The 13,931-nt window shown below is 37.3% G+C and carries 10 protein-coding genes; 4 read left to right on the top strand and 6 right to left on the bottom strand.

All coding sequences use genetic code 11. The features are described from left to right. The first annotated feature begins 149 nt into the window (after nt 1-149). A complete protein-coding gene (locus BCF58_RS07010) occupies nt 150-1,985 on the top strand; it encodes a zinc-dependent metalloprotease (RefSeq protein WP_121461104.1) in 1,836 nt (611 codons plus the stop codon). 577 nt (nt 1,986-2,562) lie between these two features. On the opposite strand, the gene BCF58_RS07015 is transcribed toward BCF58_RS07010, so the two are convergent. Both BCF58_RS07015 and tsaD read right to left on the bottom strand, forming a co-directional pair. Beyond that, on the bottom strand, nt 2,563-3,276 hold the full coding sequence (locus BCF58_RS07015; RefSeq protein WP_121461105.1) for an RsmE family RNA methyltransferase: 714 nt from the start codon (nt 3,274-3,276) through the stop codon (nt 2,563-2,565). Beyond that, nucleotides 3,277-4,293 (bottom strand): tRNA (adenosine(37)-N6)-threonylcarbamoyltransferase complex transferase subunit TsaD, encoded by a 1,017-nt coding sequence (gene tsaD, locus BCF58_RS07020; protein ID WP_121461106.1) that lies wholly within the window; start codon nt 4,291-4,293, stop codon nt 3,277-3,279. 4 nt (nt 4,294-4,297) lie between these two features. Between tsaD and BCF58_RS07025 the strand changes: the two genes are divergently transcribed. The 3 genes from BCF58_RS07025 to BCF58_RS07035 all read left to right on the top strand — a co-directional run bounded on the left by BCF58_RS07025 (nt 4,298) and on the right by BCF58_RS07035 (nt 10,153). Continuing rightward, complete coding sequence (locus BCF58_RS07025; RefSeq protein ID WP_121461107.1) at nt 4,298-9,097, top strand: translocation/assembly module TamB domain-containing protein; 4,800 nt, start codon at nt 4,298-4,300, stop codon at nt 9,095-9,097. A 134-nt stretch (nt 9,098-9,231) separates the two neighbouring features. Further along, nucleotides 9,232-9,702: an Lrp/AsnC family transcriptional regulator gene (locus BCF58_RS07030; RefSeq protein ID WP_121461108.1), complete on the top strand. Its 471-nt coding sequence runs from the start codon at nt 9,232-9,234 to the stop codon at nt 9,700-9,702. A 70-nt stretch (nt 9,703-9,772) separates the two neighbouring features. Beyond that, complete coding sequence (locus BCF58_RS07035) at nt 9,773-10,153, top strand: hypothetical protein (protein ID WP_121461109.1); 381 nt, start codon at nt 9,773-9,775, stop codon at nt 10,151-10,153. A 153-nt stretch (nt 10,154-10,306) separates the two neighbouring features. Here the strand turns inward: BCF58_RS07035 and BCF58_RS07040 are convergent, their stop codons facing one another. The 4 genes from BCF58_RS07040 to BCF58_RS07055 form a co-directional block, all read right to left on the bottom strand. Beyond that, on the bottom strand, nt 10,307-11,251 hold the full coding sequence (locus BCF58_RS07040) for a transketolase family protein (protein WP_121461110.1): 945 nt from the start codon (nt 11,249-11,251) through the stop codon (nt 10,307-10,309). 10 nt (nt 11,252-11,261) lie between these two features. Beyond that, nucleotides 11,262-12,389: a hypothetical protein gene (locus BCF58_RS07045; RefSeq protein WP_147462043.1), complete on the bottom strand. Its 1,128-nt coding sequence runs from the start codon at nt 12,387-12,389 to the stop codon at nt 11,262-11,264. 30 nt (nt 12,390-12,419) lie between these two features. Next, nucleotides 12,420-13,274: a transketolase gene (locus tag BCF58_RS07050; RefSeq protein ID WP_262697001.1), complete on the bottom strand. Its 855-nt coding sequence runs from the start codon at nt 13,272-13,274 to the stop codon at nt 12,420-12,422. A 106-nt stretch (nt 13,275-13,380) separates the two neighbouring features. Next, nucleotides 13,381-13,899, bottom strand: a complete 519-nt coding sequence (locus BCF58_RS07055) for a hypothetical protein (protein ID WP_121461113.1) — start codon at nt 13,897-13,899, stop codon at nt 13,381-13,383. Nucleotides 13,900-13,931 lie beyond the last annotated feature (32 nt).

Below are 13,931 nucleotides of genomic sequence, written 5' to 3' on the forward strand. Positions count from 1 at the left end.
AATTTTTATGATCAGATGTTAGAATCTGTCACTATTTTGTGCTTTATGTAGATATGCAGCATAAATGCAGATAAAAGAAGTATAAATGCAGTGGTGGGTTTTGAGGGTTTTCAGTACAATCCGGTGTAACTTCGAAAGAAAAGTTACTTATGAAAAAATTATTTATTCTTTTATTTGGATTGACATTCCTTGAAACTTATGCACAGGAATGGTGTGCCTCAGAAAAAGTTCAGGCTGAATTAGAAGCAAAAAATCCGTCTGTTAGAAAAGCAAGACTGGATGCAGATGCAAAACTTCTGGCAGAAGGTGTTCAAAAGTATCTCAAAAAATTGGCCGTAACTGGTAATTCTGCGGGAAAGTTTACCGGAACAGTATATGAGATCCCGGTTGTAATTCATATAATTAAGCCTACCGGTGCTGCAACGGGTACACCATATAACAAAACTGACGTTGAAATTGCAGCCTGGATTGATGATACCAATAAGATCTATGCAACAACTTATGGTAATGGGTTTTATGCAGAAGGAACAGGAAGTGACGGGGGGACTGTAATACCTATAAAATTGGTTATAGCTAAAAGAGACCAACACTGCCAGCCAACAACCGGGATCATTAGATATGAGGGTGGTGGCATTCCGGGATATGATACCTATGGTGTAAAAAAACACACTGCCAACGGGACTACTGAAGACGCGGTGAGAGCTATTGCTCCGCATTGGCCGGAATCTTCTTATTTTAATATTTATGTCATTAATAAAGTGGATGGTGATGATAACAATGGGGTATTGGGCTGGGCAGGCTTTCCCACAAGTCCGGATAGCGACTATGATTCCTTTATGATGTCTTTTGTGGTTACCAATCGCCCCAAAACTTTAGCCCACGAGTTTGGCCACTCTATGGGGTTGTATCATACTTTTCAGGGAGGAAATGATACGACTTGTCCTGCAAATAGTGATTGTACGATAAACGGTGATAAAATTTGTGATACTCCTCCAATAATGAAGATCAACGGAAGTGTAATGCCAACCAATTCAGACATTAATCCTTGTACGGGTGCACTATACGAAGGAGTACAATATAACGTGATGAGTTATGGCAATGATTCAAGAAAATTTACCCCGGGACAGAGAGACAGGGCTTTGGCACAGTTTTTAAGTTTAAGAGGAGATTTGGCCCAGTCATTAGGCGGAATGGCTTTGCCTGGCACCCCTGTCCCGCCAAGCTGTGTACCTACTGCGACAAGTTCAGGAAGCTATTATTCAGGGCCTACACTGGTAAAATTGGGAACTATTGATAACAGGACGGATGCGCAGTCTAATGAGAATGGAAACCAGTTCTATATAGATTATACAAACCAGCAGTGTTCAAGTAACCTCTTTACCGAATTAACTGTGACAGACCTGCAAAATATTCAGGTTAACATTAGATCAGTTACTCAAAATATCAGAGTCTGGATAGATTACAATAATAACGGATTATTTGAAACCGGAGAACTGGCAACCTATATAAACAGCTTTGCTGCCTCAGGCTCTACAGATACGGTTTGGAACGGATCTTTCATGGCACCTGCTACTACAGTACTGGATACTCCTTTGAGAATGAGGGTTATTGCCGGTAAAACCCCGGGTACAGGCACTGGCAGTGTGTGCCTTACTATGCAGAGTGGACAAATGGAGGACTATACAGTAATCTTTAGAAACGGTACGGCATCAAAAAATTCTTCCATACTGGTAGCCAAAGATAGATCATTCAGTATATATCCAAACCCTTCCAATGATGGTAATTTCTTTATTAAATTGAATTCATCTGGTGAAAAAGGGAAGGTGGAAATCACGGATGCAAGTGGAAGATTTGTGTTTGGATCTGAATTTAATGAAAATAGTAAGATTCTTAAAATAAATGCTGAACTTACTTCCGGTATTTATTTTGTAAAAGTTCAAACAGGAAATTCAATTCAAACAGGAAAATTAATTGTGAAAAAATAATATTCCTGATAAAGAAAATAAAAAATGGCTGTTAAATTTTTTAACAGCCATTTTTTATATAAGTTTTATAAATTACATTCTTGGATTTGCACCAGACCCTTTGTATCTGTTTCAGGTTCAATTACGGTAATTTGTATGATTAAAATGGTTGGGATAAGATTTTTAAAAAGTATTTGAAGGGAAATTCTTTACTATGATTAAAAACCGCTGCCATTAACTTTTAGACTCCTTATCAATTAATGGCAGCGTAAGCAAAAATTAATTGATATGGAGCCTTATATGTCTATTATATATGTTGATCAAAGTGTAATCATCCGTAGTAAAAAAATAAGAAGCTAACGGATCGGTAATGTTTTTAACAACTATCGTTGATGTAGATAGGTGAGATTGTTTTTTAGTGACTGTATCTGTGTGATTTTCGAAAGTCACAAATTTTGAACAGTCGAAATAGGTAGCTTGTGAATAAAATACTTGAGGCGCAAATATGCTCAATAAGCATATAAATGGACACCACAATAAATGAATTTGTCTCACGGTACATTAGTTTGCACGCGAAATTATTAAAAATTTACTAAAATTAATAACTTTTTGTTATTAATTTTAAGTTAAGATAATTCCATCCTGCTATAAATACACCTGCGGTTTCAGTTCTAAGTCTTTGGTTTCCAAGGGAAATAGCTCTTATTTTATTATGCGATAGATATTGAATTTCTTTTTCTGAAAAATCACCTTCAGGACCTATAAGAACAGTATAATTTTCCATAGGTGGGATGTGAGTGAGCTCCGTCCTTTCGAGGCTTTCATGGCAATGCGCAACAAATGTGTTCTCAGGATTAATATTTTTCAGGAAGTCGGCTAATTTTACGAAATCGTTAATAATGGGAAAATGATATCGTAAACTTTGTTTGGATGCTGCAATGCTTTGTTTCCTGATCTTTTCGATATTGATGTTCTTACGTTCAGTTTTTTCAGTCAGTAAAAAAGTGATTTCAGAAATTCCCATCTCCACGGCTTTCTCAACAAAAAACTCAATCCTGTCAATGTTTTTTGTAGGAGCAATGGCAATATGCAGTTTCGGATTGAAATCCGGAATATCTGTTTTGATAGCCGAAACGTCTATACCTGCTTTTTTACCTTCAATAACCAGTTTTCCGGATGCAAGATTTCCTTTTCCGTCGGTAACATGAATTTCTTCTCCGTTTTTCATGCGAAGAACTTTCACAATGTGTTGTTGTTCCTCGTCGTTAATAATGATAGTGTCCCCTTCGATTTCTCCGTAAAAAAGCTTCATTTACAAATCGTATTTTGCTGTTGCCGTTGTTCTTAAATCAGTAAATTCTCCCCTTTCAAACTTGAGTTGTGCTACCATGGCAATCATCGCGGCATTATCTGTTGTGTATTCAAATTTCGGGATATAGATATTCCAACCCAATTTTTCATGGTTATCCTCCATGGCTTTTCTTAATACAGAATTGGCAGAAACACCTCCGGCGATGGCCACTTCTTTAATATCTAACTCTTTGGCAGCCTTTTCAAGCTTATTCATTAAAATTTCAATAATGGATTTCTGAACAGATGCGCACAGGTCATTCAGATTTTCTTTAATGAAATCAGGATTTTTCTTTACTTCCTTTTGGATGAAATACAGAACGGAAGTTTTGATCCCACTGAAAGAATAGTCGTAATTATCTAATTTAGGTTTATTAAATTTAAAAGTATCAGGATTACCTTCTTTAGCCAGTTTGTCGATGATTGGTCCGGCCGGATAATCAAGGTCGAAAATTTTACCGATTTTGTCAAAGGCTTCACCTGCTGCATCATCTGTTGTTTTTCCGATAATTTCCATATCAAAATAGTCCTTTACCACAACAATCATGGTATGTCCTCCGCTTACCGTAAGGCATAAAAACGGGAATTTTGGCGGCATAGGATTTGCATCGTCAATAAAATGGGCTAAAATGTGTGCCTGGAGATGATTTACTTCAATCAAAGGAACGTCTAAGCTCATGGCCAGAGACTTGGCAAAAGAGGTTCCTACAAGAAGTGAACCTAAAAGTCCGGGTCCACGGGTAAATCCTATAGCAGAAATGGCATTTTGTTGTATATTTGCTTTAGTGATGGATTTTTCAACAACGGGAATAATATTTTGCTGATGGGCACGTGAAGCTAATTCAGGGACAACACCACCATATTCTTTATGGACGGCCTGATTAGCAGCAATGTTCGAAAGAATACGGTTCCCCTTGATGATAGCTGCTGATGTATCATCACATGATGATTCAATACCTAAAATTATAGAGTCGCTCATAATAATGGCAAAGTTAGAGAATAATAACGAGAATGAGAACAAAAAATCAGTAGCTGAAAACTTAGGTGATCAGGTACAGAAGACTGTGGAAAATGTTGAAGGAGCAGTGAAGGAAACAGTTAAAGAAGCATCTGAATTAGCCTCAGATGCCATCCACCATCCTATAGAAACGGCTGAAGAATTTGGTAAACAGGCAGTGCATGATGTTACCAGTTATTCCTGGTGGGCGAAACTTCTTTTAATCCTTTTCTGGATCGGTCTTTTTCTTGTTGTCGGAATATTCGTTGCTATTAACCTTCCTGTGACCAAACAATGGGCGGCGGATCAGGCACTACAGATTGTTAATAAAGATTTTAAAGCAGAAATGTCTACCGAAAGTGTACATGTGGATTATTTCGGTGACGTTACGATAAAAGGCTTAAAAATTAAAGATTATAAAGGTTTTGAATTTATTACAGCGAGGGAGTTTCGCGCCAATTCGGATTGGATGGCTCTGGCTGCGAATGCTATTTCCGGAAAAAGCAATTCATTAAGTTTCAATGCACTTACTTTAACCAATGCGGATGTTAAAGTAATTACCTATAAAGGAGACAGTATTTCCAATTTTATCCGTTTTACCCAATTATTTGATAGCGGTAAGAAAAGGGACCCTAAAAAGCCTCCCTTTCAGTTGAATTCCAGAGTAGAGCTTATTGATTCCAAAGTTTCTATTGTTAATCAGAATTCACCGGGAGAAGCCGGAAAATGGCTGACTGCTACCAAAGTAAATCTGAAAGCCCCTAATGTTAAAATAAATGGCAGCAATATTTCTGCCTTGATCAATAATTTTTCCTTCATTACAAAAAGATGGGGGAAATCTCATTTTGTAGACACCTTTTCTACGGAGCTGTCTATGACGGAGGATTTTCTCTCGTTGAAAGATTTGACTTTAAATACGGATCATACATTGCTGCAGGGAAATATTAAATTTAATCTGAATAAAGGTTCTTGGGCGGATTTCGCTGACAGAGTTCGATGGGATATGGATCTCCTACAGGGAAGCCAGCTTAGCGGATATGATATCAGTTATTTTGTTACCAATTGGGATAATTATAAGCCTTTCAATATTTCCGGAAAAATGACCGGTCCCTTGAACAAATTTTATCTTGATAATTTTCTTATCAGAAACCCTGATGTGAATATTGCCACTAAAACAATGAAGGTGGAAAATCTTCTGAAAGGCAACTTCCTGATTGAAACCAATAATTTATCCACGGATTTTACCTATAAAGACCTGAAAGCGATGATGCCTTCATTCATCTCCAAAAAGATGAAAAATTTTGCGGATGATTTCGGAAAGCTCAAGTATAATGGATCTGCAAGGGTAAATCCTAATCAGGTATATATTCCTAATGGAAATTTAATTACCGGAATCGGACAGGCAAAAATCAATAACTTTTCCCTTACCGGTTACAGCACAGCATTACCTAAATATACAGGATATGTGGAAATCAAGGATCTGAATACTTCTGTTATTACTAAAAACAAATCGGTAGGGCTGATTTCCGGTAAATTTAATATTACGGGGCAAAGCTTTGACGTTAATACTATGCGTCTGACTACCAAATCACAGATTTCCAGTATTGAAATCATGAACAAAGAGATCAACAATGTGTATCTGGACGGTCTCCTGGATCATAAAAAATATAACGGGCTTATTACCGTAAATGACGAACAGGCAAAGGCGTCCATAAAAGGTTTGATAGATTTCAGTACTTCAAGGATCTTGATGAATGTGAATGCAGATGTGGATCATCTGAACATGAATTATTTTACCGATAAACCGGGAAATCAGATAGTAAGTGGCCAGGTTTCCGGAAAAATGTCCATGACTTCTGTTAATGACTTAAACCTGGATGTTGAAGCAAATAATGTAAGTTTTGCTACGGCAACTCAAAAATATATCATTCCGAATGCTAAAGTGAAAACCTATCTGGAATCCGGCGGAAGAGTCATTCTGGTGGATGCTCCGGGTGCTGTAAACGGAAAAATTTCAGGAAAATATAACCTTGCTGATTTAGCCGGAATGGTGGAAAACGGACTGGGGAAAATTCTTGTTGGTCCGCCGCCTAGAAAACTCTACAGAGGCCAGAGCTTTACGATGAATTTTGATGTTCAGCAAGGCTTGGTGAGTTATTTCATGCCTGATTTGAAACTCCCGAAAGGTGCTGTAGTGGAAGGACAGTATGATGGGAATTCAAATAATCTGATCCTGAATCTTGACGCGGCTTCTTTAAAGTATATCATGACTAAAAAAGAAGAGATATCGGATGCTGATAAAGCGTTGGCCGCTGCAAACCCTGCCTATAAAATCAATGAAAGGGATAAGATCTCCCGAGACAGTGCAATGGTGGATAGTGTCATGGTAAGAATCAATACGGCCAATCTAAATGAGCAGATTTATGCAAGAATAAGCAGGGTAGAGTATAATAAAAATATTCTTAAGGATGTTACATTAAGCGGCCGAAATGAGAATAATACAGTTCTTCATCTGGCTGCTGCATTTAAGCATGGAAGCCCTGAAGATGAGCTGGACGATAAACTGAAAGCTTATGCGGTCAATGTCAATCAATCAACCAATGCCGCAGGAGACTATGTTTTCAGGTTTGAGCCTACGGAAGTGAAGTTCAATGACGTTACCTGGGCAATTGACACGAGTTCGGATCTTGATCATTCTATAACCTACAGGAAAAAGACGGGTGATTTTGATATAAGAAATCTGAGAGTCTTTTCAGACAACAGTGCGTTATTTATTAAGGAGGCAACATTTAAATCTGCCAAAGATTTCTATGTAGATGCCGATATAGATAATTTTGCTATTGAAAAGCTGCTTGAAATGCAGTCCGGTGGAAACTCCATGAATATAAAAGGATTAGCCAACGGAAGCGTTAAAATCAGAATGGATAAAAATACATTACAGCCTTTGGTAGATCTCACGGTTGATGATATAATGATGAACGGAAATGATATGGGAGATATTTCCATTTCTGCAACCAACAGCTATTCATTGAATGTATATGATGTTGATGTGAAAGTAACTTCAGCCGGGGTTATCGGAAATAATAACTTGCACTTAACAGGAACCGTTAATAATAATACATCCACACCAACTTTGGATCTGGTAGCGGAGATGAAGGAATTTGATCTTGCATTTGCCCAGCAGTTTGTACGATCCATTTTTGGCAATTTAAGAGGAAAAGCAACGGGAGATCTTAAGATCAGCGGAAAATTAAGCGATATTGACTATAGTGGAGATATTGGTTTAAAAGGATTTGGATTGAAGCTGTTATTTACAGGCGTGGATTATTCTTTTGATGATACCGTGATCCCTTTATCCAAAGGACTTGCTATTCTCAACAATATTGAAGTTCACGACGGAAGATCCAATTCCAAAGGAACAATTTCCGGGGCAATTCAATTCGAAACGCTGTCTTCCATGGGGGTCAACCTGGTAATGAGAGCGGATAATTTATTAATGTTAAATACTACACAGAAGGAATTTGATTTGTTCTGGGGTAGAGTCTATGGCCAAGGAGACCTGTATGTGGATGGTCCGGTTTCAGCCCTTAGCTTATCAACCCCGAATATGAAAGCATTGAACGGAAGTACCTTTACCTTCAACTCAGGATCTACTTCAAATGTAGAAGAGTTTAAAATGCTGAGGTTCCTGAAAGAAGGAAAAGACGGATTGATCACCCTGGAGGAGAAGAAGAAGACCGGAGCTAATATGAATATTGACTTTTCCCTGGATGTGGATAAGGGAACAACCGTGAATGTACTGATTGGAGATGATGTAGGAAATATTGCCGTAAAAGGAGTTGCCAATAATCTGAGGTTCCAGATGAGCAGACAGGGAAATATTGCAATGAACGGAACATACAGGGTTGAAAATGGAACATTTGTTTCAAAAGCGATTCTTAATAAAACGTTCCAGATTGAAAAGGGAAGCAGCATCCGTTGGGACGGAGATGCCATGAAACCTGCTTTGGATATTACGGCCAACTATGTAAGGATGGTTTCCAATGCAGGAGAATATCTTAATATGGGAAGCCTTCAGCCGATCAGCATCTTGTTGCAGGCGAATATAAGCCAGTCTCTTGTAGAGCCTAAAGTGGATCTGAATGTTTCGGCCTTAGATGTTTCGAGCCAGGTAAAAGAAACCCTTGCCGCTAAAATGAGCCAGGAAGGAGAAAAGGTATTGCAGTTTGGATCTATCCTGCTGTTAAACAGCTTTAACGTATCCAATTCCGGCGGAGTAGATCTGGACGTAGCGGGAGTAGCTGAATCCTCGGGATATAATATGCTTTTAAAACAACTCGGATCAGTGCTTAATACGATGAGCAATGAGTTCCAGATCGACCTGAATTATGTGAAGGGCGATCAGTATTCGAATACGGGTGACAGGGCCAATGCGGGGGTGAGCTTTGCACTTTCCCCAAGGGTAAAAGTAAAAACAGGTCTTGGAATTCCTTTAACAAAAACGGAGAATACAGAAGCTAATTACCTTTCAGGGGAAGGGTCTATTGAGTATGATATTTCTAAAAAGAATGACGGAAGCTTAATTCTGAGAGGATATTCCAAGCCTTCCAACATCGGAATGATTGCCGGTGCAGGCTCGAATGGTACTGCTAATCAAGCTTATGGTGGGGGTATTGTTTGGAGTAAAAGCTTTAATTCACTATTTAAAAAGAAGAAAAAGGAAAAAAAACCTATTGAACAGAAAGGAGTAATAAAAACAGATTCTATAAAATCGGATAGTAAATAATCAGAATATTTTAATGATTTTTATCATATATGTTAATTATTGTTAATCTTTGAGATAATTTTTTTAGTTTAATTATTTTTTATAAATTTGCAAAAAATACATAGATTTTTTAAGAAAATTGTAATTTAACTAATATGAACTATCAACTGGACGAAATAGACAAGAAGATTCTTGATTTCTTAGTAGAAAATACAAGAATGCCTTTTACTGAAATTGCAAAGCAGATGGATGTTTCTGCGGGTACAATTCACGTAAGAGTGAAAAAAATGGAAGATGCAGGAATTATTTTGGGATCATCTCTTAATATTGATTATGGTAAATTAGATTATCATTTTACAGCTTTTATCGGAATCCTTTTAACAAAATCAAACCGCACTCAAGAGGTTTTAAAGGAATTATCAACGATTCCTAACGTTATTGAGGCAAGTGTGATCTCCGGAAAATACAATATTTTCTGTAAGGTTAAAGCTAAAAATACGGATGATGCTAAAAGAATTATCTATCAAATAGATGACATTCAGGACGTAATGAGAACTGAGAGTATGATCTCTATGGAAGAATATTTAAGTGACAAAAATAGATTAATCAACGCTATTTCTATATAGTCAAATTTTAAACTAATAAATATATCAAAGAACTTATGAACTTCTTCATAAGTTCTTTATTTTTGTACCTATGAAAGAAGAATACAGCTACTTTGATGAAGATCCGAAAAAAGGAACCGGTTTTATTTTAACCATAATTGCACTGCTTTTATTTACGATAATGGGTTTGGGGATTGATATTGATGAATATGTACAGCATGAATATCTTAATATTCCAAAATGGTATTTCTATGTGATCTTTACCATAGACATATTGATGGTGATCAGTCTTATTCTGATGTTCTTTTACAAAAAAATCGGAATCTTTGCATTTCCGGCTTTGCTGATATTGCATTTCTTCATGCACAACTATTATTTATCCACATTTTTATATACTGATGTTACCAATCTTTTCCTATTTACAGGATTCGGGATGCTGGCGATTATTCCGAAATGGAAATTTTTTAAGTAGAATAAAAGATAAAGAAAAATTTACCCAATAAAAAATCTATAGGAGTGGGCTTTAGCCCGCTTTTTTATGAGCAAATTCTATGACTTTAGTCGAAACCTACAAATAATAAAAGTCCTCAACATTGAGGACTTTTATTATATATTTTAGATGTAATTAAGCTAAAATTCTTTTTACAGCTTCTTTTACAGCAGTAGCATCAATCTTATACTTCTTCATCAGTTCAGCAGGCGTTGCAGACTCTCCGAAGGTATCATTCACAGCTACAAATTCTTGTCTTGTAGGTCTTTTTCTTGCCAACATTCCCGCAACGGACTCTCCTAAACCACCCAGGTAGTTGTGCTCTTCAGCGGTTACAATTTTTCCTGTCTTCTCCACTGATTTTAAGATGATCTCTTCATCCAAAGGCTTAATGGTGTGGATATTGATCACCTCACAAGAAATACCTTCTTTTTCAAGCTCATCAGCGGCAACAAGAGATTCCCAAACCAAATGTCCGGTAGCAACAATCGTTACATCTGTACCTTCCTGTAACAAGATTCCTTTTCCGATTTCGAAAGGCATATCTTCAGGAATGAAAACAGGAACGGTAGGTCTTCCGAATCTTAAATATACAGGGCCTTCATGATCAGCAATAGCAATAGTAGCTGCTTTAGTCTGGTTGTAGTCACACGGGTTGATTACCGTCATTCCCGGAAGCATTTTCATCATGCCGATATCTTCTAAAACCTGGTGCGTAGCACCGTCTTCCCCTAAAGTAAGACCTGCGTGAGAAGCACAGATTTTAACATTCTTATCAGAATAAGCAATAGACTGACGGATCTGGTCATATACTCTGGAAGTAGAGAAGTTGGCAAAAGTTCCAGTGAAAGGGATTTTCCCTGTGATACTAAGACCTGCTGCAATACCCATCATGTTAGCTTCAGCAATACCTATCTGGAAAAATCTTTCAGGAGCCTTTTCAATGAATTTCTCCATTTTCAAAGAACCGATAAGGTCTGCACAAAGAGCTACCACATTGGGATTCTTATCAGCAAGTTCTGCTAATCCTGCTCCAAATCCGGAACGAGTGTCCTTTTTTTCTGTATATGTATATTTCATTTTTATTTTTTTAATCGAGATTTTTTAAATAATTTTTTAATTTCTTTTGATCAGATTCATCAAGTTGATCATGAACATCGTTGAGGTATACAACTTCCCGTCTTATTTCATCCAGCGTGATTTTAATGCCTACACTATGACTTCTGGCTTGGGTAAGATACATATCACACATTTGTCCTACGTAATTTCTCAAATGCTTTTTCAGGTCTTTATTCTTGAATTCCGGTAGGTCTTTTTCAAAGTTTTTGCAATGTTTAGGCAATCCTTTCCAAAGGCTTTCACTAGGAATATTGGTGATGGCAAGACTTCCGTCTTCATCCTGGGCTTTTTTGTACTCGGAAACATAATCAGGAATAGAAATTTCCATATATGCGTCATCCATTACAGCCGCCACTGCAGAATCTGCAACAATCGCTGCGGAGTCCGCTACCGCATATTCTTCATCCATTTTTTTATAAGCAAGCATGATGGAATCCATTTTTCTTTGCTGGTCTGTCATTGCTTTTTTATGGTCGAAATAGACAACGTCCTTTGTATCTTTGATAGAAGCCAGAACAATATATTCTTTGTCATAATCCTTTTCAGGGCCACCTTTTAAGATCATTCCGTTCAGTCCTGCGCCATTCAGCTTAGATTTTCCCATATACTGATTAAGAATTCCGTTAAGAACAGAAAAATTATTCAGCGGAGATTGATCATCAACACAGATTTTCATTTTCTCATCCTTTCTTGGCCCGTCTTTTAGGCTAATCAGAAAATGTGAACAAGGAATTCCTAAAATGGTTTCTTTAGTATCCAGCTTTTGGGTTTCCATGGTAAAAGTTTCCTTATCACCCTCGCCATAATAATAATTCATTCCGAAAAACAAAGAGCTTACAGTGCCGTTGAGACGGTTGTTCATATCCATTGCAACCATACTGGTTCCTAATCTGTCGGTATAATAATACATTGGCATTTCCTTGTAGTTTAGCTTAGTAAGGAATTCATTGGTATTACTTGCGTACATTTTCAGAGCAGGTTGAGGAGTGTTTTTCTCTACAAACTGATAATTCAGCTCTTTTGCAAAAGAAATTTTCTTTTCTTGGGCTGCTCCCCAAATAAAGCTGGTCATAAGACAGATTAAGATGAGTTTTTTCATGGTAAACTTAATAAATGTGATGGTAAGATATTAGTAATCAGAAGGTGCTTCTAAATATAATTGTTTGAAAGCAGTATCCAGTTGCTCATCGTTAGGAGCTTTTCCGTGCCAAGCGTGAGTTCCCATCATATAATCTACACCATAACCCATTTCCGTATGAAGGATGATCACTACAGGTTTTCCCTTTCCTGTTTCTGATTTTGCTTTTTCAAGAATAGCAATTACCGCTTCAAGATCGTTACCGTTCTTTTCTTCAAGAACTGTCCACCCGAAGGCTTCAAGCTTAGCATGAAGATTACCTAGGCTTAATACATCATCCGTATCTCCATCAATCTGACGACCATTGTAATCAATCGTTGAAATAATGTTATCTACTTTTTTCGCTGCTGCAAACATCAACGCTTCCCAGATCTGACCTTCCTGAAGCTCACCGTCTCCGTGTAAAGAGTACACAAGAGAAGCATCACCATCCAGTTTTTTACCTAAAGCGGTACCAATAGCTACAGATAATCCCTGTCCAAGAGATCCTGAAGCGATACGGATACCCGGTAAACCCTCATGAGTCGTAGGGTGACCTTGTAATCTTGAATCTAATTTTCTGAAAGTTCTCAGCTCATCTACCGGGAAGAAACCGAATCTTGCCAAAGTAGAGTAGTACACCGGTGAAATATGCCCGTTGGAAAGATAAAAATGATCTTCATTTTTGCCTTCCATTGTGAAAGGAAGCTTATAGTTCATTACCTTTCCGTAAAGTGCTGTGAAGTATTCTGTACAACCTAAACTTCCGCCCGGGTGTCCTGAATTAACAGCATGAACCATTCTTAAAATGTCTCTTCTGATTTGCGTAGTAAGAGATTTTAACTCTTCGATACTTTTACTCATTATATCTGATTTATTTGCACGCGAATTTACAACTTTTTAATGGCTTACAAAAATGCAAAATCCGAGCGGAAAACTCGGACTCTGAATTATTTAAATAATAGGTTTTCTTTTAACAGCCTTCGTTCATGTATACAGACATTTCCGTAACAATATTATTAAGAAATCTGAAAGAAAGCATCGTTCCCGCATCATCATCGTTAAGGATAAAGTAGCTTTCGTTTTTTAATTTCTCACCCTTATCATTCCACGCGGGATACGCAGAAAAACTGGAATAATTTTTATAGGCATTGATAACTTCGTCTTTGGTGCTTCCTACCCCGATACCACTTTTGGTCTTGAATTTTTTACTTTTTGTAGAAATTCCGTACACACTTTGCCTGTTAGGATTCTTTTCATCAATATATCTTTCGTAAATATCGATGAGAATGATCTCCCCGCTATATTTTACAGTGTTTTTGGATTCTCCGTCAGATAGTTTCAGTTTGGTTCCTGAAAGTTTTTCCGCTTCGGTTTTATCCATAAACATTTTAAATGGTCCGATTCTTAACGTGGAAACTTCAAGGTTTTCCTGAGCCGTCATCAAGCTGAATGTGAATACACATAATAGTAGCTGGATAATTTTTTTCATAGTTGTTATATTTTGATTGTTAAGTGTTGCAT

Origin of the sequence: Chryseobacterium defluvii (assembly GCF_003634775.1) — a bacterium.
GTDB classification, from domain to species: domain Bacteria; phylum Bacteroidota; class Bacteroidia; order Flavobacteriales; family Weeksellaceae; genus Chryseobacterium; species Chryseobacterium defluvii.